Source organism: Paenibacillus stellifer (assembly GCF_000758685.1).
GTDB lineage: Bacteria > Bacillota > Bacilli > Paenibacillales > Paenibacillaceae > Paenibacillus_AQ > Paenibacillus_AQ stellifer.
The window spans coordinates 2978670-3004613 of the sequence record NZ_CP009286.1; the positions used below are offsets into that span (position 1 = coordinate 2978670).

Sequence of the window (25944 nt, forward strand, 5' to 3'; positions counted from 1 at the left end):
TTCGGATATGAATAAGGGGGAAGAGTCGAATGGCGCCGTATAAACGCAAGACGCCAGATGAAATTCTGGAATCGATCTCCCGGCTGCAGCGAGGCAGGCTGAAGATCATAATCGGCTCTGTCAGCGGATCGGGCAAAACGTATCATATGCTCCAGGAGGGCAGGCAACTGAAGCAGCAAGGCATCGATGTTGTATACAGTGCCGTATCGACAATGAAGCGGGCGGAGACCGTCCAGCAGCTTCAAGACCTGGAGAGTGTGCCGAGTATTCATTGGTGGAGGGATGGCATCGAGCAAAAGGATCTCCCGGTAGAAGTCCTGCTTGAACGGAATCCGGAGGTGCTGCTGGTCGACGGTCTCGCCCATCGCAACCGGAAGGGTGCACGCTTTCGCACAAGGCTCGAGGACATCCGCTTCTTGATGAATAACGGCATCAGTGTCATTACAACCGTCAATGTCTACGAGCTGGAAGGAGCAGGTGAAGCCATTTTTCAGAAGACGGGTATCAGGTCAGAGGTTACAGTCCCGCTGGATACGCTGGAGCTCGCGGATGAAGTGCGCCTGATCGACGTCTCGCCGGAGACGATCCTGACGCGGATTGAAGAAGGAGTGCTCGGCCAATCAGCTCATCCCGCCCTGTCGCGCAGAGGAAATCTGGCTGTGCTTCGCGAAGCGGCCTTGCGTCTCGTGGCAGAGGGCGTCAACGAATCTCTGGAGAAGCACCGGGATGAGAATGGATTAATCGGACCTTCCGGGGCCATCGAGCGTATCCTGGTCTCCGCCCAGTATCATTGGAACGGCTCTTTATATGTAAGAAGAGGGCAGCAAATCGCCAAACGGCTGAACGGAGAGTTAATGGTCGTAACCTTTGTGAAGCCGGGCAAGCCGCTCAGCAAAGAGCAGATAACCTTCAAGCAGTCAATCACGAAGCTGGTCAAACGTGTGGATGCGAGATTCGAAGAGCTGCCTTTGATCAATATTCGCCAGATGCCGACACTGCTCGTGCGCTACGCGATCCGCAATAAGGTGACAAGAATCGTGATGGGCCACTCCAATAAAAGCCGCTGGCAGGAAAAATGGCAGGGCTCTATCGCCAACCGCGTGCTGCGCAAGACGAGGAACATCGATGTGTTCCTGATGGCAGACCGTGCGGAGCGGGAAGGGGAGCGCATTCTTCCTATCAAACCCGGGGCCAAAAGCCCTGAAGAACCCTTTCACCGTCTGACCCGCCAAGAGATGCAGAAGAAGATTGAGAAGATCCGCCACGGCACGCTCAAGGTGTATATCGGCGCGTCTCCCGGAGTGGGCAAAACCTATAAGATGCTGCAGGAAGGAAACCTGCTTCTGAATAAAGGCATCGATGTGATGATTGGCCTCTTGGAAACACACGGGCGGAAGGAGACACAGGAACAGATCGGGCGATTGCCGGTTATCCCACGGGCCAAGATCGCTTATACATCCGCCGTACTGGAGGAAATGGACACCGAAGCGATCATTGCGCGGCATCCGGAGGTTGTGCTTGTCGATGAGCTTGCGCATACCAATGTCCCAGGCAGCCGAAACCGGAAGCGGTATGAAGATGTGATCAACCTGCTGGAGAACGGGATTTCCGTCATTACAACAGTGAATGTGCAGCATCTGGAGAGCTTGAACGATGCGGTCGCCCAGTTGACGGGCGTACGGGTCAGGGAGACGGTGCCGGATGCCATACTGAAAATGGCGAATGAAGTGGAGCTGATCGACGTTACTCCGCAAATGCTCCAGGAACGGATGCGGGAGGGGAAAATTTACGCGGCGGATAAAGTGAATCAGGCGCTGGAATCCTTTTTCAAAATCGGCAATCTGATCGCCCTTCGGGAGCTGGCACTAAGAGAAATCGCCGATGATGTGGATGAGCGGCTGGAAGCATGGGACCGGGACTCCGCCTTTCGGGGGGCATGGAGCAGGCAGGAGGTTATCTTCGTCTGCGTGGATATGGACGCCCGCGCGGAGCGGCTCATTCGCCGCGGATTTCGGATCGCTCATCGCCTCAAGGCGGAATGGTACGTGCATTATGTGCACTGCGGAGCGGAATTGACGCAAGAGAAGCGGAAGCGCCTCGATGCCCTTCGCCTGCTAACCGAGCGGCTTGGAGGCAATATGGAGATCACCGAAGTCAAGGGCAGAGTAGATATCAACCGTCAACTGCTGGGCCGGATGAACGCTCTCCATACAACCCAGCTTATTATCGGACAGTCACGCAAGCCTCTGTGGCTCTCCTGGTTCAAAGAAAGTCTAGTTCACTATCTGCTCCGGAATGCGCGGCATATGGACATGTTGATCGTTGCTGATTTCGACCCGAACGTCACAGAGCCGGCAAGGTAGAATGGATGCTCGGATAGAAGCCGGTTTTCGATAGTTTGTAAAAAACATATGATTTTTCCACTAATTATTGGGACTCAAGAAACGGAGGATTATTATGCAGACCAAAATCAATCTGGAAGGCGACTCAACTGCTGCGATCCTCCGGTCAGCGCCGGAATTTTGAGTTGAAAGGGCTCAAAGGCGCCATCTTCGGAAAAATATCCGGCGGAACCACGAACCCGCTAATGATCATTCTGGTGGGAGCCCTCTTTGCGCTGGCAGCCGAAACGATCAGCCAAACTTCGGTGTGGGCACTTGCGGCAAGCACTCAGTCCACCTATTTGCCGATTGTGCTGGGAGTCGTCTTCATGCTTGGCATGATGATCACCGACACCCTTGGAGGTCTGATTACATTCCGTATGATCCGCCACACGGAGAGAGCAGGCGAATCCTCGCTGCGCGCCATCGGCTGGCTGATTGTCCTGCTCGCTTACGGCGTGTCGTTCTATCAAGCCTACACCTTCTTTAATCCGGAAGTGGAAATGAATGCAGAAGCGGCTGGCATCGCCATATTCGCAACAGTGTTGATATGCTCGCTGTTCCTCATTCTCCGCTCCAGACGCCGGACGCGCTCCTTGATGTAAATCTTCTTAAGAACCTGGTGACCGTGTAAAGACAGTCTGCCGGGTTCTTTTTGCAAATCAATTGAACAGCTTCTCCAGTTCTCTCTACAATCCGCATTCATCTTTGATAGGGCGGCAGCAGCGGCCCGTTTTGGCCATAGCCTCATTCATGAGCTGAATCGAACGCAAGACCATGTCTTTCTCAAAATCGCTCATATACGAGAAGACCTCATCCAGATAGTCATTCATCTGCCGGTCGATCGCAGCTGCCGCATATTTCCCCTGATCGGTTAAACTAAGCGTATACACCCGCCGGTCGGACGGGTCCGGGGTTTTATTGACGAGGCCCATTTTTACAAGCGACTGAACTTGCCGGCTAAACGTAGTGATGTCTGTCCCGAGCGTCTCGGCAATTCGCTGCATCGAAGGACTTTGTTGACGATCGACCTCGTACAGGATGTGACTTTGAACGGGAGAGATGTCACTGCCGCCGATTGTACAGCATTTCTTATTCAGCAGCCCAAAGCGTCTTGTCATGATTTGAAAAAGCTCGCGGGCATTTTCCATTGTGAATTCACCTCTCCTTATTTTATAATCCAATTAATTGCATAATGCAATTATAGCAAGCAAGACAGCGCGGAGGATACGATAATGAACAAAACCGAACGGCAGCTTGCCATAACGCTTGAGCTGCAGCGCAGCAGGATGGTTCGGGCGGAGGATTTGGCTGCTCAATTCGAGACGAGCGTGCGGACGATCTACCGCGATATTCAAGCATTGAGCGAAGCGGGGGTTCCCATTATCGGGGCTCCCGGACAGGGATACTCGTTAATGGAAGGATACTTCCTGCCGCCGGTCGGCTTTACTGCAGAAGAAGCCGTAGCCCTGCTGCTGGGGACGGATTTCATCGGGCAGAAGCTGGATGCCGAATATGGCAATGTGGCCAAGGCAGCCCGGCGCAAAATCGAAGCGATTCTGCCTGAGCCGGTGCGCGCCGAGTCGCAGCGCGTTCGGGAAACGATGCGGCTGCTTCAAGCCCGTGAGCCGGCGACTGGCGAGAAGGAGAAGGACTATCTCGGACAGGTCAGGCGCGCGATTCTGGAACGGCGCAAATTAAGCTTTACGTATTTGAAGCATTCGCCGGATTCGGGTGGCAATCGGTTGAACAAACGGGAGGTCGCACCATATGGTCTGACGCTCGTTCAAGGGAACTGGATGCTGGTCGCACGCTGCGACCTGCGTCAGGATATCCGCCATTTTCGATTGTCGCGGATGACAGAGCTTGCCGTGCTGGAAGGGCGCTTTGCCATGCCGCCCGGCTTTAATCTGAGCCGTTACAGCCCGCCGGATGATCGCCATATTCGGGTGCAGATTCGGGTAAGCCCCGAAATTGCGGATAAAGTCGCCGAGACATGCCATTTTTATTGGGAAGAAACCGAGGTGATGGAAGATGGTCATCTGGTTACGTTTCGCGTCAGGCGGCCGGAGGAGCTGCTGCCGTACATCCTGGGATGGGGCGGGGATGCCGAGGTGCTGGAGCCGGAGTCTTTTCGCAGCCGGATTCGGGAAGAGGCCATAAAAATTGTGAACCGCTACTGACACACAGTTGTCAGCAGCGGTTTTATATATTGGAATAAATCCCTTATAGATGGAGGAGTTGTGTGAATGATGAGAAGTACAACGGAAGCGCTGCACGATTTTGAAGCGAGTGTAGAGCGGTATTTAACCGAACTGGATGACCTCAATATGAAGCAGCTGCTTGAAAAAAAGAGCGAAGAGGAGTGGTCCATCGGGCAAATGTATATGCATCTGATTCAATCGGCGCAGTTCATGCATTTGCACAATGTCGACCAATGTTTGACCGGAAGCGATGCGAGCTTGTTCTCAACAGCAGATAAAACGGAGAATGGGAGAGCGGCATTCGAATCGGGGAGCTTTCCGCCTGTACGGATTCGGGTCCCGGCTTCGCCGCAATACACCCCGCGTCAGCCGGAGAGCAAGGCACAGATTACGGAGGGGCTATGTGCTGTAGCGGAGCGGATGAAACGTATAGAGCCCGCCTTAGGCCAGGCATCCGAAAGCAATAAAGTTCTTCATCCAAGGCTCGGTGCGTTAACCGCAACAGAGTGGTTTTTGCTGATCGAAATGCATTACCGGCATCACTTCTTGCAATTGGACCGGCTTAAACAAGAGCTCATAGCTCAGAATAATTGATTTATCATTTCCGCCAAAAGGTTGAACACTCCGCCTTATCACGAATATTAAACTCGATTATTCTCTCAAGCAATGCGAAATCAACCGGATGTTCCCACCGGATACGGATCAGCTCCTTGGTGTGATCATAGCCCGACTGCACAATTTCATCAGAGAAACGGGCTATACCCGCTTTTTCAGGGGCAACAGCCATATGCTGCTTGGATACGCTAAAGCCAATAATAAAGGTGTCGTGATCGGTAAACATGGGCTGTTTCCACGCGATTTTGGGAACTAAATGGGGAAATTTCTCGGATACCCAAGTCAATACGTCTTCCGTTCTCGCCCGATGCTCCGGATGCTCAATCTGTGCTAAATACGATGCAAAAACTTCCATGTTGTTACCTCCTCAATTCGTACAAAGATGCAGACTTAGTATATCAATGAAATGCCCGGCTTACCACGGCAGCCACAACTCTCAATAACTCGACTGCAACTGGGTGAATGAAGAGGGCACAGGAATGACAACATAACGAAGTAGTATACATCTCAACATCCAGAGGAGGATTCTTAGATGGCTCACCAGAAGAGAAGGAATGAAGCTGCCTGGAAGTCACGGAAGCAAGACCAGCATCCCCATGGTAAAATCAAATCGCTTAAGGAATTGTCCGGCGAATATGAGGAGAAGCATACTACGGTATAAGCAAGCGAAAGACTGTCGGCGAAATGCCGGCAGTCTTTTGTATGGTGCTTGAATATTCCAGCAGAGCATGATACGATCTATTCATCAAAATAAATTGATTATGCACAGTGATGTTCAGAATCACAAACAAATTGCTAGGGAACAGGGGGTGTCAAGATGGCTAAAGAGCTTGCGGTGGTTTCACAATCTCCAGAGTCTGTTGATTTTGCCGGCTATGAAGCCACATTCAAAGCGTTAGCCGATCAAAAACGGCTGCAAATTATGTATGAGCTAACTCAGAGGGGGAACGTCTGTGTATGCGAGCTGGTGAGCATTGTGAATATGCCGCAGTCCAAGCTGTCTTATCACTTGAAAATACTGCTGGATGCCGGTCTAATCATCAAGGAAACGAAAGGAACATGGAGCTTTTACGAGCTGAATCACGCAGAACTAAACCGGACGCTGTCACCCGAGCTATGCTGTATGTTCCGGAAGGCAGACGACCTCAGCAACGGTTGCTGCTCATAAGCCCACAACGTGGGTTTTTATTTGCCCAATTAATCAAAAAAAGTTGATTATAAGGAAAAAGAAGCGAAGGAAGGGATCAACATGGAGTCTTTGGAGCTGGATTTATTAAAGACCGTTATCGACAATCACTTGAACGAAGAGCTTTTCATGGGTCGATTCGGCCTTGAGAAAGAAAGTGCACGGGTCGATAAAGAAGGTAAGCTTGCGCTAACCCCACATAAGGCAGCGTTTGGCAGCAAAATGGAGAACCCGTACATCCAGACGGATTTTTCGGAGAGCCAGGTGGAAATGATCACGCCCGTCTTCGATTCCATCGAAGAGACCTACCGTTTCCTTGAAGCCCTGCAGGATATCGTGATGCAAGAATTGAGCCTTACCGGAGAGTATTTATGGACCAGCAGCAATCCCCCCGTCCTTCCGCGCGAAGAGGATATTCCCATAGCCAACATGGAGGATCTTTCAGAGAATACGTATCGGAGCAATCTGGCACATAAATATGGACGAAAAAAGCAGCTGCTCAGCGGCATCCATTACAATTTTTCGTTTAGTGAGAGCTTATTGAGGAAGCTATATGAAGCATCAGGCAGCAATGACGGGTACAAGAAATTCAAGGACGGCATCTATTTGAAGGTTGCACGGCATGTGTTGAAATACCGCTGGTTGCTTATATACCTGACAGGAGCCAGTCCTGTTTTTAATAAAACTTATATAGAGCCATGCGTTTCCCTAAGCCATTCACTGGATCATGACAGCCGCTTCTTTCCCAACATGAACTCGCTTCGCAATAGCATTTGCGGATATCGCAATCCAAAGCCTGTCTACGTTTCTCATCAGTCCATTGAAGAATATGTGCGGGATTTAAGAGGTTTAGTCGTTTCGAAGGAATTACTGAGCGCAAAAGAGTTCTATAGCCCGGTCCGGTTAAAACCGGCAAAAGGCGGCGATCCGCTTCAAGCGCTTGTTGAACAAGGGGCGTCATATCTGGAACTGCGCATGTTTGATATTAACCCGCTCTATAAGAACGGGATCAGCATTGAGATGATGCGGTTCATCCATTTATTTCTGGTGTACTGTCTGGTGAGACCGGATGAAGCCTTCGATACGATCGCGCAGCAGCAAGCGGACATGGCTGTAGATACGCTAATGCTGGAAGGTCTTCAAGGACGACTGAACGATCAGAACAACCTCGTAAGCATGGAAGACAAAGCCCTAGCCATTCTCGATGAAATGCAAGACATGATACGCATCTTAAAACCGGATGATCAGACGCTCTTTGACCTGCTTGAGCATATCCGGCAAATGATCGTTAACCCGGATCTCAGCTACGCTTCAATCATCAGATCGGAAATTGAGCAGTCATCTTACCTGGACTATCATTTGGATAGAGCCAAGCGGTATTCAGAACATAGTCTCGAATCGGGATACACATTTGCCGGTTATGAGGATTTGGAATTATCGACCCAGCTCTTGTTAAAAGCCGCGGTTAAGCGCGGGATTCGCATTGAACTCATCGATCGTGAGGATCATTTTGTGGCTCTGACGAAAGGCGATCATACGGAGTATGTCAAGCAGGCCACCAAAACCTCGTTGGATTCATACAGTACAGTGTTGATTATGGAGAACAAAATCGTCACAAAAGAAGTACTGGAGCGGCACGGCATTCGGGTTCCAGGCGGAAAAGCTTATCGGAGCCTACAGGAGGCCATGCAGGAGTATGAAGAATATCGGCAGCGGAAAATTGTCATTAAGCCGAAGTCCACGAATTTCGGGCTTGGCATCACGATATTCACCAACAGTTTTACTAAAGAGGAGTATCAGCATGCGCTGGAAATGGCATTCAAATATGATCGGACGGTCCTGCTTGAAGAATTTATTAAAGGCAAAGAATACCGGTTCCTTGTCATGGGGGATGAGGTTGTCGGGATTCTTCATCGGGTGCCTGCCAATATAGCCGGGGACGGGTGTCATACGATTGAGCAGCTTATCCATGAGAAAAATAAAGATCCATTAAGGGGAAAAGGCTATAAAACCCCGCTCGAGCAAATTCAATTAGGCGAGGCAGAGAAAATGTTCCTGAGCAATCAATCCAAAAGTCCGTTTGATGTTCCGGCATTAGGTGAAATTGTCTACTTGCGAGAGAACTCCAACATTAGCACGGGCGGAGATAGTATTGATTATACAGATCAAATCCCGGACAGCTACAAGCAGATCGCGTTGAAATCGGCTAAAGCTGCCGGAGCCGCGATCTGCGGAGTTGACATGATGATCGAAGATGTCACCAAAGAGGCAGCGCATAATAACTACAGTGTTATTGAAATCAACTTCAATCCTGCCATTCATATTCATTGCTACCCTTATCAGGGCAAGAACCGGAGAGCGGACGAGAAGATTCTTGATTTGCTGTTCGGAACCACAGGCACAATAAGTGGAGAAGCCATCCTATGATATAATAATTTCAATATATTACTAGGTGGAGATGGTGCAGATGTTGGAGGGACGTGTATATTTCCGGTATCCGGAGGAAGCAGACGCTGAAGAATTGACGGCCATGTACAAGCGCAATCGGGAGTTTTTTGAGAAGTTCTCGCCAAGCATACCAGATGATTTCTATACCGTGGAGCACCAGCTGCAAATCATTAATCAGACCAGGGCCGACAGAGACGAGGACCGGAAATATAACTTCATCGTCTGTCACAAGGAGGATGACCGGATTATTGGCAGCATCGGGCTGTCCTTTGTGGTGCGGGGACCGCTGCAGAGCTGCATGGTCGGATACAGCCTGGACCGTGATTATAACGGCAAGGGGTATATGACGGAAGCGGTGAAGCAGGTGGTAAGCTATGCCTTCGAGGAGCTGAAGTTCCACCGGATCACTGGCGAAGCCTCTCCCCGGAATCCCGGCTCAATCCGCGTGCTGGAGAATGCCGGATTCCACAAGGAAGGCATCGCCCGAAGCAATGTTAAGATTAACGGGGTGTGGGAGGATCATCAGGTGCTGGCGATTATCAACCCTAATGAGTGAACAGACAGCCTGCTAAGCCGGATTCATCTGGGCTTGCAGGCTGTTTGCTGTTTCTCCTCCCGGAATCTGCGGCGTTTATCCACCGCTGATAATCGGTTGTTACAATAGCAGGAAACCGATACGGGAGGTTAGACGATGAAGAACGGACTCTTCGCGGGAAGCGAAGGACGTACGATTATCCCCGCCGTGCGCAAGCCTGAAGATTTGGCTGCAGCCTGCCGCAGCGACTGGCCGATACTGTTTCTGCTGACCGGCGATCTGTTCACGGTGGAGGATTATGTAGGACAAGCGCTACGGAGCGGCAAAAAGGTGTTCCTGCATGTCGACTTCATTGCCGGGCTCGGCAACGATGCAGTCGCTATGGAATATATCGCGGGCAAAGTGAACCCGACCGGTATCATTTCCACCAAGAGCCATATGGTCAAGCAGGCCAAAAAATGCGGTCTGCAGGCGATTCAGCGACTCTTCCTGATCGATACTTCCGCACTGGAGCATGGAATTCACACCGTACAGCAAAACCGTCCGGATGCCCTTGAAGTGATGCCGGGACTGATCCCCAGAGTGATCAGCGAGCTTAGCACGGGCACTTCGCTTCCGATCATTGCCGGCGGCCTGATCAAGGATCATGAAGAGATTGAAACGGCGCTGCGCGCAGGGGCTTCAGCCGTCTCAATGGGGAACAAAAATTTATGGCATACGTTTGCAAATGCTTAACACGGCCTTAATATCGTGTTGACACGGCCCGGCTATAGTTAGGAAGTCAGATGAAATCTCTATCAATTTCATATTATAGGGTCGGAGACGAGGAGAAAGCCCTTATGCAGTACCGAGAACGGTCGGCGCGATGCGCCGTGTCCGCTTCTTAATGCTGGATAATGGGCTTTTTTTGTCGCCGTCGCCAAAGGAGGCTGCTCATTCATTGCCGGACATGCTATCTTACGAGACTTATTTTTTCGACCTGGACGGAACCGTCTTTATCGGTGACGCCCTGCTGCCCGGCGTGCAGACAACGCTGTTTCACTTACGAAGGCTGAATAAGCAGCTGCGATTTCTCAGCAACACGGCGATCCGTACACGGGCTGAATGCCTTGGCAGGCTGAGGTTGCTCGGACTCACTGCGGATATCAACGAGGTTGTGACGGCTGGATACGTATCGGCCGTGTATTTTAAGGAGCTGGATGGCCCTGTCCGGGTGCTGGTCTCGGGTGAACGCGCGCTTCGGTTCGAGCTGGAGAGCGAGGGTGTCGCCGTAACGGATGATCCGCTGGATGCGACGCATGTGCTGGTCGGCATGGACCGGGAGTTCACTTATGACAAGCTTCACCGGGCAATGCGGGCGGTCCGTGCCGGCGCTAGCCTGATTGCAGCCAATCCCGATCCGTGCTGTCCGGTTGAAGGCGATCTCCTTCCCGATACCTGGTCTATGGTGAAGGCGATCGAATCGGCGGGAAGCGTTCAGGTGCAGGAGGTCATCGGCAAGCCGTCGGCTTATTATGCCGAGAAAGTACTGGAATGGAGTGGAGCACGAAGCGAGCGCTGCCTGATGATCGGGGACCGGTTGGATACCGATATTCAGTTCGGCGCCAGTCACGGGATGCATACCGCGCTTGTGCTCAGCGGAGTCACCTCTCTCGATGACTTGGCTGCGTACCCGGTCCAGCCCGATTATGTCTGGAAGTCGCTGGACGAGCTGCTATCGACGGCCGCCGGGACAGACTCGATAATTTAACAGGAGCTTTACTTTGGACTAACGATTGGAACAAACAGGTTTGGTAAAGTGGAAGGCGTAGTCCAGAGGACGAACTCTTCCGCTCATTATACGCTAATGGAGGAGATTAGGATGATGAGGAAATGGAACACAGTAATGCTGACAACCGTAGTGGGGATGTCCCTGCTGGCAGGCTGTGGAGGCAACAATGGCGGAACGGAAGGGGCAAGCGGTGCTGCCGATGCGGGTCAAACCGCAAGCGACAATAAGCAGACTTCTGCGCCGGACGGGAAGAAGACCGAGCTTACCTTCTATTATCCGATTGCCGTTGGTGGACCGCTGACCGCGACGATTGAAGCGATGACGCAAGAGTTCGAAGCTGCGCATCCTGATATCAAAGTCACTCCAGTCTATACGGGCAGCTACGCGGATACGGCCGTCAAGACACAAGCCGGTGTGCAGGCCAAACAGCCGCCTGATGTGGCGGTTCTGCAGTCAACCGAGCTGTTCAGCCTGCTGGATATGAACGCAATCATTCCGTTGGATGATTTCGTCCAGAAAGAAGGCGGCGAGCAGTATTTGTCGGATTTCTATCCGGCCTTTCTCGCCAATTCTCAGACGGAGGGGCATACATACAGTATTCCGTTCCAGCGCAGCACCATCGTGCTCTACTATAACAAGGATATGTTCAAGGAAGCGGGGCTGGACCCGGAGAAAGGCCCGGAGAACTGGGAACAATTGCAGGAATATGCAGTTAAGCTGAATAAGGATGGACGCTTCGGATTGGAAATTCCGGTTACCGGCTTCGCCTATTGGATGATGCAGACCTTCGCGCTGCAAAATGGGGATAATCTGATGACTTCCGACGGTAAAAAAGTGATGTTCGATACGCCGGAGAACGTGGAGGGTCTGCAATATTGGGTCGATCTGGCAGCCAAATACAAGGCCATTCCGGAAGGCGCAACGGACTGGAGCACCGTGCCGTCAGACTTCCTGGAGGGCAAGACGGCCATGATGTACCACACGACAGGCAATCTGACGAATGTGAAGAAGAACGCCACCTTCGACTTCGGAGTCAGCTTCCTGCCGGCGAAGAAACAGTACGGCAGCCCTACTGGCGGCGGCAACTTCTATATCTTCAAAGATATTTCGGCAGAGAAGCAGCAGGCGGCATGGGAATTCGTCAAGTTCATGACGGAATGCGAGCGCGCGGCACAGTGGAGCATCGATACCGGTTATATTGCTGTCCGCAAGTCGGCTTATGAGACGGACCAGATGAAGAAGTACGCCGAGGAGTTCCCGGCGGCGCTTGTAGCCCGCGATCAGCTGCAATATGCGGCGGCCGAGCTGTCTACTCATAACAACGGTAAAGTCATGAAAATTCTGAGCGACAGCATTCAGGCTGCCCTGACCGGTGATCTGACTCCAACTGAAGCGCTCAAGAAAGCCCAGGGCGAAGCCGATCAGGCGCTGGCGTCCTTCAATAAATAATGTCCGGTAACAGGTGGAGAACGAACGGGTTTGCCTGGCTGCTGCTGCTGCCTTCGCTGGTCATTCTCGTTATGTTCACCTTTTATCCGATCTTTCTTACACTGCGCCTAAGTCTGTACCAGGCCGATCTGGCTGTACCGGAGCCCATATTCACCGGTCTGGACAATTTCCGCAGGCTTGCGGCTGATGAAGTGTTCTGGAAAGTCATGTCCAATAACATCTGGTTTGCGCTGGGGACGGTTCCTGCGGGAATCGCCCTCGCGCTCCTGATGGCGGTGTCTGCCAACAAGGCTCTGCGGGGCAAATGGCTGCTGCGGACCGCCTTTTTCTATCCAACCCTGATTCCGATGATTGCGGTGGCGAATATTTGGCTGTTCATTTACACACCGGAATACGGATTATTCAGCCGTCTTCTGCACGCAGCCGGTCTTTCGGACCTGAATTGGCTCGGTTCTCCGGGGCTGGTTCAGTGGGCGATGATCATTATGATCATCTGGAAGGAAGCGGGGTACTTCATGATTTTTTATTTGGCGGGCCTGCAGAACATCCCGAAGGATCTGTACGAGGCGGCCCAGATGGACGGCGTGGGAAGAGTCACGGTTTTTCGAAAAATCACCTTCCCGCTGCTGATGCCAACCACGCTGTTCGTCAGTATTGTCGCATTAACCAACGCCTTCAAGCTTGTCGATCACCTTATGATTATGACCCGGGGCGGCCCCAATAACGCCAGCAATTTGCTGCTCTACTATATTTATGAGACGGCCTTCAGCTTCTGGGATCAGGGAATGGCGTCGGCGCTGACCGTGGTGATGATCGGCCTGTTGCTCCTCTTTGCGGCGTTTCAGTTCTTCGGACTAGACAAGAGAATTCACTACAACTGAATCTCGGCCCTAAACTCGGGAAGAAAGGAGGAACCATGACGCTGAAATGGGGGACAAAAATCGGAAACTGGATGATGCTGCTAATGGCTGCGGTCTGGCTGGTTCCGCTCGTATGGATGTCGGTAACGGCGTTCCGCCCGAGAAAGGCGGCCTTGTCAGGATTCTGGTCGCTCGACTTTACGCTGGGGAATTTCTCCACCGTCTGGTCTGCGGCCCCGTTTGCCGTATATTACCTGAATACGCTGCTGATCGTTGTCTGTGTGTTTGCTGTGCAGATGCTCAGCTCGACCATGGCGGCTTATGCGTTCGCCCGTGTGCCGTTCGCCGGCAGCGGCATTATGTTCTTGCTGTTTCTGATCCAGATTATGATCCCGGCGGATGTGCTGATTTTCCCCAACTATAACATTTTGAAAGATCTGTCGCTCCTTGATACGAAGTTAGGCATCATGCTTCCTTATCTGGCATCGGCTTTCGGCATTTTTCTGCTAAGACAGATGTTCAAGACAATCCCATTCGAGCTGGAAGAAGCCGCTCTGATGGAAGGATGCAGTAAGTGGCAGGTGTTATGGAAAGTATATTTTCCGCTTTCACGCCCTACATATGTGGCGTTTGCACTCGTCTCGATCAGCTACCAGTGGAATAATTTCCTCTGGCCGCTGATTGTCACCAATTCGGTGGAGAATCGTCCGCTCACAGTAGGCTTGTCCATCTTCGCCCAGTCATTTGAGGTAGGGGTGCAGTGGACCGAGGTCAGCGCGGCTACTCTGCTGGTTATTACACCGCTGCTGGCCATTTTTCTGCTGTTCCAGCGCCAATTCATCGACAGCTTCATTCATTCGGGCATCAAATAAACGACATTCAAACTCAGGGAGGGATTGCAATGACGGGAGATCGGGACTTCGCTGTTTCGACTTATGCTTATATCGACGTCGCACTGGAAGAAGCGGTTGAGAAATTGGCGGCCGAAGGCTGGCGGCGGATTGAGATCATGTGTGAGGGAAGCCATGGGGATTTGCTGGGCTGGTCCGATGACAGGGTGGAGGAGCTGAAGCGTACGGGTGAACGCTACGGAATCAGTTGGAGCCTGCATTCGCCGATCGCCGGTTGCAACCCTGCTGCCGTGGACGGAACCGAAACGGCGCTTTCGGAAGCGGTGCTGCTGGAGACGCTGCGGCTGGCGGACCGGCTCGGATGCTCATATGTCGTTCTGCATCCTGGAGCTTCGGACAGCAGCGACACGCATGAGGGTAGCGGATTCGGCCGGGGCAGCAGGGAAACCCGGATGCGCATTGCCGGATTCCTTGCCCGCATCTTGGAACTTACCGCAGGCTCCCGGACTGTGATTGCTCTTGAGAATGTTCCGCCTTATCCCGGCATGTTCGGCGTGGAACCGGATTTTCTGCTCGATATCATCCGTGAAGTTGGCTCTTCCAGAATCGGCATTGTATTTGATGCCGGCCACGCGCATATGACAGGGAACGGCCAATGTCTGATTAAGCTGCTGCAAGCCCTCCCCCACATGGTGGCGCTTCATCTCAGTGACAACAGAGGTGAAGCGGATGAGCATTTGGGTCTCGGCGGTGGGACGGTTCCGCTTGAAGCGATGATCGCCCAGCTTTCGGCATGCGGGTACGCAGGTGAGTGGGTACTCGAGCTGCGGAAGGCGGAAGACCTCGAATCCTCTGCAGCCAGGCTGGCCAGTCTGCGGCGTCAGTTTCCAGCTGCTGCACAGTTGAAGTCGGCGACCAGCGGCACCAGAGCCTCCCTGTAGCAATCCTGAGTTATATGATAGTCATTTCATTTGCGGCAGTCCAGGACGATTCTCCAACGTCCCTGGCTGCCGCTTTTTCAATTGTCAGGCCATTCCAGAACTCCATCCGGGACTTCCACTCAGTCTTCCTTACCTCTCCAAAAATTGAAGACTTGTGGCAAGGATGATAGACTTTGAGATAAGATGATTCTTCCAATTTAAGCTAAGGATCAACAGGAGTCGTTAATTTGAGAAGACCCTGTTCATCCTTATCTCGGATCTATATGAAGGCGGAAGCCAGGCCGGATTAATCCGCCGCATGCGGGAATCGGGAGTGCTGACCCTGTGCCTGCGGGCGCTGTCGGACGGAGGCAAGCCTTTTTACGACGAACAGGTAGCGACCCAGCTCACAAGGAATGGGACCCCGTGCTTCGCCTGTACGCCTGGCATGTTGCCCGCTCTGGTGGAAGGCGCCCTCAAGGGCAAGGATTTAACGGAACTGGTCAAATCATTGGGAGTTGAGCAGGTGTAAACGACGGAGCAACCCGCTATCTGCATATCGATGGCACAGTAAGAGGACATAGTAAAGGCCAAAACGAGAGGAGCAGCGAATACGATGGAGCAGGAGTTGCTGGCGCGCTTGAATCAGCTGCATGAGGACGACGAGTTCGCCGAGATTGTGAAGACGATCATGGGGATTCCAGCCTCTGAGCGGGATTATGAGCTGCTGGGCCAACTGGCCAGAGCTTATAATAACTTGGGCCGCTACGACGAAGCAATGGAGCAGCTGCTTGTCCTGGCGGAGCAGGGCAAAGACGATTCCGCATGGCATTACCGGATTGGCTATTCCTATTATTTCTTGCAGCAGTATAAGCAGGCGGTGGGAGCGTTCACCAGAGCATATGAGCTGAACCCAAGCGAGGATCTGGAGGAGTGGCTGGAAGCCGCCCGGGAGAAGGTGGAGCGCTCGGAACGCCAAGAACGGCGGGCGGCTGCCGCTCGGGCAGAGCGGGAGCAAAGAGTGAAGGAAGGCGGGAATCAGGAGCCTTTTGCCGGAATGGATGTGTCGCAGTTCTGGGAGAACAGCCGCTATGCAATCGATACGTATGTCTGTGATCCACCCACAGAGAAGATGATTGCTTTGGTGGAGGAAGAGTTGGGCGGTTATAAGCTGCCGGCGTCCTATATCGCTCTGATGAAGGTGCAGAACGGCGGGATTCCGCGCAATACCTGCTTCGGGACGGAAGAACCAACCTCCTGGTCGGAGGATCATATCGCCATTACGTCGATCATGGGAATTGGCCTGGAGAAGGCGGAAGCGCTCGGCGGAAGCTCAGGGAGCCGTTTCATGATCGAAGAGTGGGGATATCCGGATATCGGAGTCGTCATCTGCGATTGCCCTTCCGCCGGCCATGATGTGGTGATGCTGGATTACCGATCCTGCGGCAAGGACGGGGAACCGTCCGTTATTCATGTAGACCAGGAGTCGGATTACGAGATTACGTATCTGGCTCCCGATTTCGAGAGCTTTATCCGGGGCCTGCGGCCGGACGAGGATTACGAGATTCCCGCCGAGGTGACTCTGGAGGAGGATCTCCGCAAGGTGAACGAGGCGCCGTTCTCTCCACTGTTGGCCGAGCTGTGCGGCGCGGTCACGGAGGTGGAGCGTGTCGATCTGCTGATCCGAAGCGTTGCCGCAAGGATTGTACGGGAGAAGGGGTATTTCGCGCTGCATGCGGACGAGTTCTCCACTTTGATGTACGATGTCCAATTCTGGCTGTATAGCCGCGTGCATCCGGTTCCGGCCACTGAAGATTATCTGAAGCAATACCGCGAGATGATCGCTTTTGCTTCAGGCTTTGGCACCGGCGGCTATGCGGAGGCTTTTGTCACAGACTGGCTGAAGGACCGCATCAATAATGGAATGATACGAAAGGATCACGGCAAGCTCCAGCTTGTGGAGGGAGCCGAAGCTGATATTGTCGCTCGTCTGAAGGAAACGGCCGGAGATGAAGAGGACAGGACATGGCCATAATCAAGAAATCTGAGTTTGAAACACGGGAGTTGTTAACGATAAGATGAAGATCCTTGACGAACATTCGCCCGTAACGGAAGCCGTGAGCGCGGTAGGAGTGATTGAAGCGGAGACGGCCCGGCTGACAAGTCTCATCGGAGCTCTTACACCTCATGACGGTGTCTTCAGCCAGCGCGTGCCTGGTCTGCATGTCAGCCGTTATTCCCGAACGAATATGGACTATGTGAAAACCTTCTATACACCCTCGTTGTTAGTCGTTTCACAGGGAGCTAAGACCATCACGGTGGGACAGAATGTCTATCCGTTCGGCAGATCGCAGATGCTGATGTTCCCTGTCGCTCTGCCGGTATCAATGAAAGCCACGGACGCCAGCCCTTCCGAACCGTTCTTCGGGATCAGGCTGGAACTCGACCCGCAGCGGATTACCGAGCTGGCCTTGAAGGTATATCCCAAGGGCCTGCCTCCGGTGCGTAAGCGCAGCACAGGCTACATCACCGACATGGATCACAGCCTGGTGAACGCGGTAACGAGACTGATGGAGTGTCTGCACAGCCCCGGCGATGCCGAACTGCTTGCTCCGCTTGTAATTGATGAGATTATGATACGCGTCCTGCGAAGCCCCATCGGCGTTCACGCCGCTGAATTCGGCTTTGCCGATTCGGGTGTGCAGCGCGTCGTGAAGGCCATCTCCTGGATACGCGACAACTACGCCCAACAGATGAAAGTGACGGACTTGGCCGAGCTGGTCAACATGAGCGAATCCTCGTTTCACGAGCATTTCAGGACCGTTACCTCAATGAGTCCTCTTCAGTATCAAAAGGCGCTTCGCCTTCATGAAGCGAGACGCCTCATGATTTCCGGCTCAATGGATGTTACAACGGCCTGCCAGATGGCAGGGTATGTGAGCATCTCCCAATTCAGCCGGGATTACAGCCGCTTCTTCGGAAGTCCGCCCAAAAGAGATATTGCCCGATTGCGTCAACCTGCACAAATGCCGGACTGATCAACCGCCTATTCTATTACCCGCAGCCATCTGGCTTGGCGGGTTTTCATTTTGTTATCGGAGTCGAGGAGAGGACAGCCCATGCTTCCGGAGGATTGGGCAAAAAATGACGCGAAACAGGCAAGCCGCGTACCGGCACGCCCTCTATAATGAGTTTAGCCCAAGGGCTGGTACGAACGAACAGCTGAATCAAGCTAAAGGTCTCGATCCACACACCGGCTATTACTCAAACGTTTAAGGAGGACTAAATGATGCGTGTTTTTGTTACAGGAGCAACAGGGTTTGTCGGCACTGCGATTGTGCGCGAACTGATCGAAGCAGGACATGAAGTGCTTGGACTTGCCCGGTCGAATGAGGCTGCCGCCGCTCTCGCAGCGGAAGGAGCGTCTGTACACAGAGGATCGCTGGAAGATCCGGACAGCCTGAAGCGCGGTGCGGAGGCAGCAGATGGCGTCATCCATACCGCCTTTTCCCACAATTTTTCGGACCTTACGACTGTAGGCGAACAAGACAGGCTTGCAATTGAGACACTGGGCGCCGCTCTTGCCGGAACGGACCGGCCGCTTGTTGTCACCTCTGTGATGGGGCATCTCGCTCAGGGCCGTCTCGCTATGGAAGAAGATGCGCCTGATCGCGGTTCCGCCGCGGCGCATCGCATCGCTTCGGAAGAGGCTGCGCTATCGCTGGCATCGCGAGGCGTGCGTGTGTCGGTAATGCGGCTCCCCCTATCGGTGCATGGTGAAGGCGATCGCGGTTTCTTGCCTGCGCTGATTCAAATCGCACGCAGCAAGGGAGCGGCCGCCTATATAGGCGAAGGTGCTAACCGCTGGCCTGCTGTACATCGTCTTGACGCCGCCCGGCTGTATCGGCTGGCGCTGGAGGCGGCTCCTGCGGGAACAATACTGCATGCGGCCGCAGAAGAAGGAGTGCCGATCCGGGACATTGCATCGGTAATCGGCGCCCGCCTGGGCGTACCGGTAGTCAGCAAAACTCCCGAGGAGGCCGCCGGGCATTTTGGCTGGCTGGCGCATTTTGTTACCGCAGATATTACAGCATCGAGCGCTCTGACCCGGAGTCGGCTCGGCTGGAATCCTGATCAGCCAGGACTCATTTCCGATCTTGATCGGGAGCATTATTTTTCAATCAACAAATGAGGAATTGGAATGGAGGGGTGTCATGTCAGAACGCGTACAACACTTGAACAGCGCGTCGCCAGCAAAATATTCCTTTATTACTGCGGTACTGGTCATCACAATCCCGACGCTGATCTCCATCGTAGGCACGCTTGCGGGCGACAAACGCGGCCCAGCCGTCACACCGTATATTCGCTCGTACTCTTCATCGGGGCGTCTTTAGGACCCTTGCTGGCTTTGAATCTTCTGAAGACAGGCAGCAGTTTGGCGGCATTCGAAGCGCTGGCTGCGAGTTTGCTGATTGCATCCGGGTTATCCGGGTTCATTAAGATGCCTAATTTTTCACAACATTAATTATAAAGCCTGTGAATGATATGGGGCGCTGCAATAGAGACCTGCATGTTCTCCGTCGGGATCTTAAAGTGGATCGATGTGAATCAGAAATTTAGTCTTATTGGACAGTGGCAAACTCGCGGGATGTGTTCCGATATACGGTCGGAGACATCCCTTTTTTAGCTGTAAACTGCTTGATGAAATACGTGTCATACTCAAATCCGGTAGAACGCGCAATTTCATTCAAGCTCATCCCTGTATGTGTCAGAAGATCCTCCGCAACCTTCAGTCGGTGTGACAGTAAGTAGCCAATTGCTGTGCAGCCGCATCTTTCCTGAAACATCTTATTAAGCGACACACGGTTCAGATGCGCGCAATTCGTTAAGTCCTCCAGGCTGATTTTATCCGAATAGTGCGTGTGTATATATTCCAAAACTAAATCGACAGGAGACTGTTCGCTATGCCGGTTCAAATCCTCAAGCAGCCCCAAAATTTGAATCAGGTATTTTTTTATTCGGCATACCCAGCGATCATCGCTCTGCGCATACACTTCTGTTCCCATCACAAAGAACCACTCAAATAGCTGCGAAAATGCTTTGCCGGTTACACGAGGCACCCTTGTACGCATATCGTCACCTTGAAAAAGGGAGAGCCCTGTTTGGATCTTCAGATTTTTGGGAAAATAGTCTTCCGTTTCTGTTAGGGGAATGGTGTTAAGAAAATCGGCATGATAGCTAAAGGATTGCGCGAAGGCGTCCTGCTTATCTGTAATATGCAGCGTATCTTCTTCGGACAAACATAGAATACCTGGGGCGGAAACGGTTATTGGACGATCGTTCAACCGTCCGCTTATCATTCCACTCGTAACAAAAACCAGTGTAAACCGCTCCGGGTAGGGAAGCGAATCCAAAGCCTCCGCAGCAACAAACTCGATATTTACCGTTCTGTTCTTATGTCGGTCCATTTGTGGCATTGTTCTCACCTGACAGATAGTATAGTCGAATACTTCACTTATAACAGTGTACCACAAGAATGTGGAGGATATAATAGCGTTGGAACCTGAACAAAGAAAGGATTGGTGGTTGTTATGGGAATTAATATCGCCATTAATGGGTTTGGCAGAATCGGGCGGCTTGCATTTCGGCAGCTCTTTGGTACGGAAGGATACAGCATTGCAGCGATCAATGATCTGACAAGCCCGAAGATGCTCGCGCATTTGCTTAAGTACGACACATCGCAAGGACGGTATGACGGAGAGATCGGGTATAGTGAGAACCGTTTGACCGTAAACGGCGTGGATATTCCAATCTATGCTGAAAAAGACCCCGGCAAGCTCCCATGGAATCAATTGCAGATCGATGTTGTTTTGGAGTGTACAGGCTTCTTCGCATCCAAAAAAGGGGCAGCAGCGCATATCAATGCTGGCGCAAGAACAGTTCTTATATCCACAACAGCCGGAAAAGATGTTCCCACGATTGTTTATGGTGTCAATGAGCATACACTGACCAAAGAGGATCGCATTGTTTCGGCAGCGTCCTGCACCACGAACTGCCTTGCTCCAATGGTGTATTACCTGAACGAGCTTGCACCGATCCAAAAGGGCTTCATGACAACGATACATGCTTATACCAACGACCAGAATACGCTGGATGCCCCTCATGCCAAAGGCGACTTGCGCCGGGCGCGCACGGCGGCTGCCAACATCATTCCAACCTCCACCGGGGCAGCCAAGGCAATAGGCCTCGTGATCCCGGAATTGGACGGCAAGCTGGACGGCACATCTCAACGGGTGCCAGTTGTCGCAGGCTCGTTAACCGAGTTGACCGCAGTTGTTGCCGGCTGTGTCACAGCGGAGCAGGTCAACAAGAAGATGGAGCAATCCAAATCCGAGCAGTACGGATATTCAGATGAGGAGCTTGTCTCGTCCGATATTATCGGGATCACTTACGGCAGCTTGTTTGACGCAACGCAGACGAAGGTATCTCCTTTAGGAACAGATACGCTGGTGAAAATCGCTGCCTGGTACGATAACGAAAACTCTTTTACCAGTCAAATGATCCGTACAGCCAAACATCTTGCCAAATTATGAGGCTTAGTATACAATGAACGTCCGCCAATCAGAATTGACTTCTTCACATGATTACAAGAGCTGGCCAATGCCGGCTCTTTTTGGGTTGATCTGGTTCGCGTTTCCTAATTTGCTGCTGATGAATGGTACAAGATGAGTATGAACAGAAACTATTACTAGTGGAGGGATGTCAGGCATGAACAAACCCAATCAGGAGTATATCGTAATCTCGGGTGCGAGGGAGAATAATCTCAAGAACGTATCCTTGCGCATTCCCAAACGAAAGATCACGATCTTCACCGGGGTATCCGGATCCGGCAAATCATCGATCGTCTTCGATACGATTGCCGCAGAATCCACGCGGTTGCTGAATGAGAACTTCAGTATGTTTGTGCGTAATTTCCTGCCCCGCGTTCCGCAGCCGGATACAGACGCGATCGAGAATCTGAGCATGGCTGTTATTGTTGATCAAAAGCGCCTGGGCGGCGGGTCCCATTCCACGATGGGTACGATTACCGACATTTCTCCCATTCTGCGTCTTCTCTTCTCCCGGGTAGGTCAGCCCCATATTGGAGAAGCGCATATGTTCTCGTTCAACGACCCGCAGGGCATGTGTCCGGAATGCAGTGGAATCGGCCGCAGGCTGGGCGTCGACATGAGCAAGGCGCTGGACATGTCAAAGTCGTTGAATGAGGGTGCGATCATGCTGCCGGACTATGCGTTAAGCAGCTTTGATTGGAATATGATCGTGCAATCGAGGCCATTCGATCCCGATAAAAAGCTGAGCGATTATTCGGAAGAGGAGCTTGCGCAGTTACTGTATGGCAAGGCGAGGAAAATAGAAGTGCAGTTCGGCGGGAAAGCCGTGAATATTACAGTGGAAGGCATCATCGAGAAGTTCACTAACAAGTATATCAGGCGGGATCTGAAGACGATGTCCGAACGCACACAGCGAGCAGTTGCACCATTCATCACCGAGTGGCCTTGCTCGAGCTGCCATGGTGCTAGACTCAGTCAGGCTGCACTCAGCTGCAAGATCAATGGCCTCAACATTGCGGAGCTGTCCTCCATTGAAGTCGGACAACTTATCCGCGTCATTCGGGAGATAGACGACGCGATCGCCGCGCCTGTCGTCAAGCTGCTGTTGGAACGGCTGCAGCATCTGGTGGATATCGGACTCGATTATTTGACGCTGGATCGTGAGACGGATACATTATCCGGCGGCGAGTCGCAGCGGGTCAAGATGGTGAAACACCTTAGCGGCAGCCTGGTGGATGTCACTTACATCTTCGATGAGCCAAGCGTTGGCCTGCATCCCCGTGACGTACACCGATTAAATGAGCTGCTTCTGAAGCTGCGCGACAAAGGCAATACCGTCATTGTCGTCGAACATGATCCCGATGTGATCAAGGTGGCGGATCATATCGTGGATGTCGGTCCTCACGCCGGCAGCCACGGAGGTACCATCGTGTATGAAGGAGACTTCCAAGGCCTGCTGGAGGCGGGGACATTAACAGGCACCCATATGAAACGGCCTCTCCATCTGAAGAGCGATTGCAGGCAGCCATCCGGCAAGCTGCCCATCAGGAACGCCGAGCTGCATAACCTGCAGAACGTGAATGTTGATATTCCAACAGGAGTGCTGACGGTAGTTACAGGTGTCGCCGGCTCTGGCAAAAGTACGCTGATTAATGATGTATTCCTCAGTCAGCATCCGGATGCGATCGTCATCGACCAATCGGCGGTAGGCGTGTCAACGCGCTCGAATCCCGCGACCTACACAGGCATAATGGATGATGTGCGCAAGGCGTTTGCATCCGCGAACAAAGTGAGCCCAGGCTTGTTCAGCTTCAACTCCAAAGGGGCGTGCGAGAACTGCCAAGGTCTCGGCGTTGTGTATACAGAACTTGCATTCCTCGAGAGTGTGAAGCTGCCATGCGAGGTATGCGGAGGCAGACGGTTCAAGGAAGAGGTGCTCTCGTACAAGCTGAACGGCAAGTCAATTGCCGATGTATTGGAGATGACTGTGGAACAGGCATTGGATTTTTTCCAGCTAAAAGAGGTTGTGCGCAAGCTCCAGGCAATGAGCGATGTGGGGCTTAACTATATTACGCTCGGCCAGCCGCTTAGTACGCTCTCGGGCGGGGAATGTCAGCGGATCAAGCTGGCAAGCGAGCTGCATAAGAAGGGAAGCATCTATGTTATGGATGAGCCGACAACCGGGCTGCATATGTCGGATATCGGTCACCTTCTGGAAATCATGAACCGCCTGGTGGATACCGGCAACACGGTAATCGTCATCGAGCACAACCTCGATGTGATCGGCCAAGCGGATTGGATCATCGATATGGGACCGGACGGAGGCAGCAAAGGTGGCCAGGTAGTGTTCGAGGGTACACCTTCGCAGATTATTCAGGTTGAGCAATCGATCACGGGAAGATATTTGATCTAATCATCATTAAATTCAAGGCCGCTCAAATGGAGTGGCCTTTTATTTAGACTTTAGCCAGTTGAGCACGCGAAGCGTGGAAAACAAAAACCTACCCGGACGGGTGGTTATGATTTGAACCTTTTTGGCAAAGTAAACTTCTTACTCACAAATCCTTTCCAATAGGGTTCCCAACTGTTCTGCCAGTACTTGATGGGGGACGGGTCTTTCGTTCGTAAACCACCATTCGACTACGCCCACATAGGAAGATGCCACAAAATGAACGACAAGATCTTTATTTAATCCTTCGTTTTTTCCCTTCGTGTTATCCACTTCATCTTGAAACTCTTCAATAATTAATTCAAGGAATCTATTGCGGAAGAAAGGCGCTCCTTTACTTGCCAGCATTGTGGAGAAAAAAGCGTAATTTTTGCTCAAAGTATTCCGTCCAAACTACAGACCCCGTTACAAAATCTAAATCCGCAACTGCCGCGCATCTTACCCGAAGTTCATTAATATGGGTTTCGATAAGCTTATCCAGCAAATCATATTTATCCATGTAGTGAAGGTATATCGTACCACGGCTGACATTCGCTCTATCTGATAGATCCTGAATGGTTATATCGTCAAAACTTTTCTCAGTCATCAGTTCAATTACTGCTGTTTTTAATGCTTCTTGGGTTTTTAGGATTCTTCGATCGATTTTAGACATACTGCTCACCGAACTTTCTTTGTTTTTATGATGTTCATTATTTCATCAATCCTTTTGATAATGAACAAATCCGATTACTTAATTCATTAATGTACAAATCGATTCAAATTAACAATAGGATTCAATCTTAATTTCATTATAATAATAGACATCTGCACAATAAAGTAATCGTGCACATTAATTTGAACGGGATGAGACACGAAACACATCCGAATCATTCAGACTAAAAAGGAAGGGATGTTCAACATGTGCAACAATCACAGTAACATCATGACTCGAGTACTAAGTGTTCCAGCGGCAAAAGCGCCTTTCGAACAAACTACAATAGAACGAAGAGATTTGAGGCCGGATGATGTCTTAATCGATATTAAATATTGCGGGATTTGCCACTCTGATATTCACAATGCTCATGATGATTTTGGCCGACGTGGATGCGTATCTGTCCATTCTTAACGTAGACGGCGCTCTGGTGAATCTCGGTCTCCCGAACAAGCCGGATCATTATAACGTCTTCTCCTCCTTATTTGCCGGGCGCCGGAGTATTACGGCATCTAATGTCGGCGGAATCCGAGAGACGCAAGAGATGCTTGAGATGGAAGGTAGGGTTCGCAATGGAAAATGAACATCTTAGCAACAGTACGATTTTCCCATTAGGGGATAAGGTTCAAGCTAACTTTACGGGCGACGCTTACAACTTTAACGTATTTGATTTCGAGTTGACCGTGGAAGATATGGGAAAAATAACATCGCTTGATACCGGAGAGAGTGCATTTTTCTCCCACTATGACCCGCAAACCGTTGAGTTTCTAACCAATTACGCCAAACAAAGCCTGGAATAAATATGACCACATTAGGACTTATAAGGCATGGAGCAACGGATTGGAATGATCAATAAGGGCTCAAGGTCATACCAATATACCTTTATATGCTGAAGGACGCCAACAAGCTGAACGATTATCCAAGAGCAAAAAATATTGAAGTCATAACAGACGAACGATTAAGAGAAATGAAC

At 51.7% G+C, this 25944-nt stretch carries 25 protein-coding genes and 3 pseudogenes; 24 read left to right on the forward strand and 4 right to left on the reverse strand.

The window, feature by feature from the left end:
- Positions 1 to 29 precede the first annotated feature (29 nt).
- Complete coding sequence (locus PSTEL_RS13640) at positions 30 to 2363, forward strand: histidine kinase (RefSeq protein WP_038696077.1); 2334 nt, start codon at positions 30 to 32, stop codon at positions 2361 to 2363.
- Between the two features lie 164 nt (positions 2364 to 2527).
- Entirely contained in the window at positions 2528 to 2986 is a 459-nt protein-coding gene (locus PSTEL_RS13645) for a hypothetical protein (protein ID WP_052098456.1), read from the forward strand.
- A gap of 84 nt (positions 2987 to 3070) precedes the next feature.
- Here PSTEL_RS13645 and PSTEL_RS13650 read toward each other — a convergent pair whose 3' ends face one another.
- Entirely contained in the window at positions 3071 to 3532 is a 462-nt protein-coding gene (locus tag PSTEL_RS13650) for a MarR family winged helix-turn-helix transcriptional regulator (RefSeq protein WP_038696079.1), read from the reverse strand.
- An 84-nt stretch (positions 3533 to 3616) separates the two neighbouring features.
- On the opposite strand from PSTEL_RS13650, the gene PSTEL_RS13655 reads away from it, so the two are divergent.
- Positions 3617 to 4564, forward strand: a complete 948-nt coding sequence (locus tag PSTEL_RS13655) for a helix-turn-helix transcriptional regulator (protein WP_038696081.1) — start codon at positions 3617 to 3619, stop codon at positions 4562 to 4564.
- A gap of 69 nt (positions 4565 to 4633) precedes the next feature.
- Positions 4634 to 5179: a DinB family protein gene (locus tag PSTEL_RS13660; RefSeq protein ID WP_038700892.1), complete on the forward strand. Its 546-nt coding sequence runs from the start codon at positions 4634 to 4636 to the stop codon at positions 5177 to 5179.
- Between the two features lie 4 nt (positions 5180 to 5183).
- On the opposite strand, the gene PSTEL_RS13665 is transcribed toward PSTEL_RS13660, so the two are convergent.
- Positions 5184 to 5555 (reverse strand): iron chaperone, encoded by a 372-nt coding sequence (locus PSTEL_RS13665; protein WP_038696083.1) that lies wholly within the window; start codon positions 5553 to 5555, stop codon positions 5184 to 5186.
- Positions 5556 to 5732: 177 nt separating this feature from the next.
- Here PSTEL_RS13665 and PSTEL_RS28475 point away from each other — a divergent pair, with 177 nt between their 5' ends.
- From PSTEL_RS28475 to PSTEL_RS27655, 15 genes and pseudogenes are all read left to right on the forward strand, one after another.
- Positions 5733 to 5861 (forward strand): DUF6254 family protein, encoded by a 129-nt coding sequence (locus tag PSTEL_RS28475; RefSeq protein WP_245624952.1) that lies wholly within the window; start codon positions 5733 to 5735, stop codon positions 5859 to 5861.
- 156 nt (positions 5862 to 6017) lie between these two features.
- Positions 6018 to 6368, forward strand: a complete 351-nt coding sequence (locus PSTEL_RS13670) for an ArsR/SmtB family transcription factor (protein ID WP_052098458.1) — start codon at positions 6018 to 6020, stop codon at positions 6366 to 6368.
- An 81-nt stretch (positions 6369 to 6449) separates the two neighbouring features.
- On the forward strand, positions 6450 to 8813 hold the full coding sequence (gshAB, locus tag PSTEL_RS13675; protein ID WP_052098463.1) for a bifunctional glutamate--cysteine ligase GshA/glutathione synthetase GshB: 2364 nt from the start codon (positions 6450 to 6452) through the stop codon (positions 8811 to 8813).
- A gap of 40 nt (positions 8814 to 8853) precedes the next feature.
- Positions 8854 to 9390 carry a GNAT family N-acetyltransferase gene (locus PSTEL_RS13680; protein ID WP_038696085.1) on the forward strand — a complete coding sequence of 179 codons (537 nt, stop codon included), beginning with the start codon at positions 8854 to 8856 and terminating at the stop codon, positions 9388 to 9390.
- A 135-nt stretch (positions 9391 to 9525) separates the two neighbouring features.
- The gene (locus PSTEL_RS13685; RefSeq protein ID WP_038696087.1) at positions 9526 to 10104 is read left to right on the forward strand and encodes a glycerol-3-phosphate responsive antiterminator; all 579 of its coding nucleotides are present in this window, start codon (positions 9526 to 9528) and stop codon (positions 10102 to 10104) included.
- Positions 10105 to 10318: 214 nt separating this feature from the next.
- On the forward strand, positions 10319 to 11119 hold the full coding sequence (locus PSTEL_RS13690; protein ID WP_038700898.1) for an HAD-IIA family hydrolase: 801 nt from the start codon (positions 10319 to 10321) through the stop codon (positions 11117 to 11119).
- A 114-nt stretch (positions 11120 to 11233) separates the two neighbouring features.
- A complete protein-coding gene (locus PSTEL_RS13695) occupies positions 11234 to 12589 on the forward strand; it encodes an ABC transporter substrate-binding protein (protein ID WP_038696089.1) in 1356 nt (451 codons plus the stop codon).
- Positions 12589 to 13470: a carbohydrate ABC transporter permease gene (locus PSTEL_RS13700; protein ID WP_038696091.1), complete on the forward strand. Its 882-nt coding sequence runs from the start codon at positions 12589 to 12591 to the stop codon at positions 13468 to 13470. The genes PSTEL_RS13695 and PSTEL_RS13700 overlap by 1 nt, the downstream gene beginning before the upstream one ends.
- 35 nt (positions 13471 to 13505) lie before the next feature.
- Positions 13506 to 14321: a carbohydrate ABC transporter permease gene (locus tag PSTEL_RS13705; RefSeq protein WP_038696093.1), complete on the forward strand. Its 816-nt coding sequence runs from the start codon at positions 13506 to 13508 to the stop codon at positions 14319 to 14321.
- Positions 14322 to 14350: 29 nt separating this feature from the next.
- On the forward strand, positions 14351 to 15241 hold the full coding sequence (locus tag PSTEL_RS13710) for a sugar phosphate isomerase/epimerase family protein (protein WP_052098465.1): 891 nt from the start codon (positions 14351 to 14353) through the stop codon (positions 15239 to 15241).
- Positions 15242 to 15470: 229 nt separating this feature from the next.
- Positions 15471 to 15752: pseudogene (locus PSTEL_RS13715) on the forward strand (VWA domain-containing protein); the annotation flags it as partial.
- Between the two features lie 84 nt (positions 15753 to 15836).
- Positions 15837 to 17255 (forward strand): SMI1/KNR4 family protein, encoded by a 1419-nt coding sequence (locus PSTEL_RS13720; protein WP_052098467.1) that lies wholly within the window; start codon positions 15837 to 15839, stop codon positions 17253 to 17255.
- 43 nt (positions 17256 to 17298) lie between these two features.
- Positions 17299 to 18258 carry an AraC family transcriptional regulator gene (locus tag PSTEL_RS13725; protein ID WP_038696097.1) on the forward strand — a complete coding sequence of 320 codons (960 nt, stop codon included), beginning with the start codon at positions 17299 to 17301 and terminating at the stop codon, positions 18256 to 18258.
- A gap of 251 nt (positions 18259 to 18509) precedes the next feature.
- Positions 18510 to 19412, forward strand: coding sequence for an SDR family oxidoreductase (locus PSTEL_RS13730; protein ID WP_038696099.1), 903 nt, complete (start codon positions 18510 to 18512; stop codon positions 19410 to 19412).
- A gap of 22 nt (positions 19413 to 19434) precedes the next feature.
- A complete protein-coding gene (locus PSTEL_RS27655) occupies positions 19435 to 19614 on the forward strand; it encodes a hypothetical protein (protein WP_156995872.1) in 180 nt (59 codons plus the stop codon).
- 228 nt (positions 19615 to 19842) lie between these two features.
- On the opposite strand, the gene PSTEL_RS13735 is transcribed toward PSTEL_RS27655, so the two are convergent.
- A complete protein-coding gene (locus tag PSTEL_RS13735) occupies positions 19843 to 20697 on the reverse strand; it encodes a helix-turn-helix domain-containing protein (protein ID WP_038696102.1) in 855 nt (284 codons plus the stop codon).
- 114 nt (positions 20698 to 20811) lie between these two features.
- Here PSTEL_RS13735 and gap point away from each other — a divergent pair, with 114 nt between their 5' ends.
- Both gap and PSTEL_RS13745 read left to right on the forward strand, forming a co-directional pair.
- The gene (gap, locus tag PSTEL_RS13740; RefSeq protein ID WP_038696104.1) at positions 20812 to 21813 is read left to right on the forward strand and encodes a type I glyceraldehyde-3-phosphate dehydrogenase; all 1002 of its coding nucleotides are present in this window, start codon (positions 20812 to 20814) and stop codon (positions 21811 to 21813) included.
- A gap of 175 nt (positions 21814 to 21988) precedes the next feature.
- Entirely contained in the window at positions 21989 to 24244 is a 2256-nt protein-coding gene (locus PSTEL_RS13745; RefSeq protein ID WP_038696106.1) for an ATP-binding cassette domain-containing protein, read from the forward strand.
- 138 nt (positions 24245 to 24382) lie between these two features.
- Here the strand turns inward: PSTEL_RS13745 and PSTEL_RS13750 are convergent.
- Positions 24383 to 24932: pseudogene (locus tag PSTEL_RS13750) on the reverse strand (TetR/AcrR family transcriptional regulator).
- A gap of 246 nt (positions 24933 to 25178) precedes the next feature.
- Here PSTEL_RS13750 and PSTEL_RS28480 point away from each other — a divergent pair.
- From PSTEL_RS28480 to PSTEL_RS13755, 3 genes and pseudogenes are all read left to right on the forward strand, one after another.
- A pseudogene (locus PSTEL_RS28480) lies at positions 25179 to 25355 on the forward strand (alcohol dehydrogenase); the annotation flags it as partial.
- Positions 25336 to 25554 carry a hypothetical protein gene (locus PSTEL_RS28485; RefSeq protein ID WP_245625224.1) on the forward strand — a complete coding sequence of 73 codons (219 nt, stop codon included), beginning with the start codon at positions 25336 to 25338 and terminating at the stop codon, positions 25552 to 25554. The pseudogene PSTEL_RS28480 and the gene PSTEL_RS28485, both read left to right, overlap by 20 nt.
- Entirely contained in the window at positions 25544 to 25771 is a 228-nt protein-coding gene (locus PSTEL_RS13755) for a hypothetical protein (protein WP_084065076.1), read from the forward strand. Before PSTEL_RS28485 ends, PSTEL_RS13755 begins: the two co-directional genes overlap by 11 nt.
- Positions 25772 to 25944: the final 173 nt, after the last annotated feature.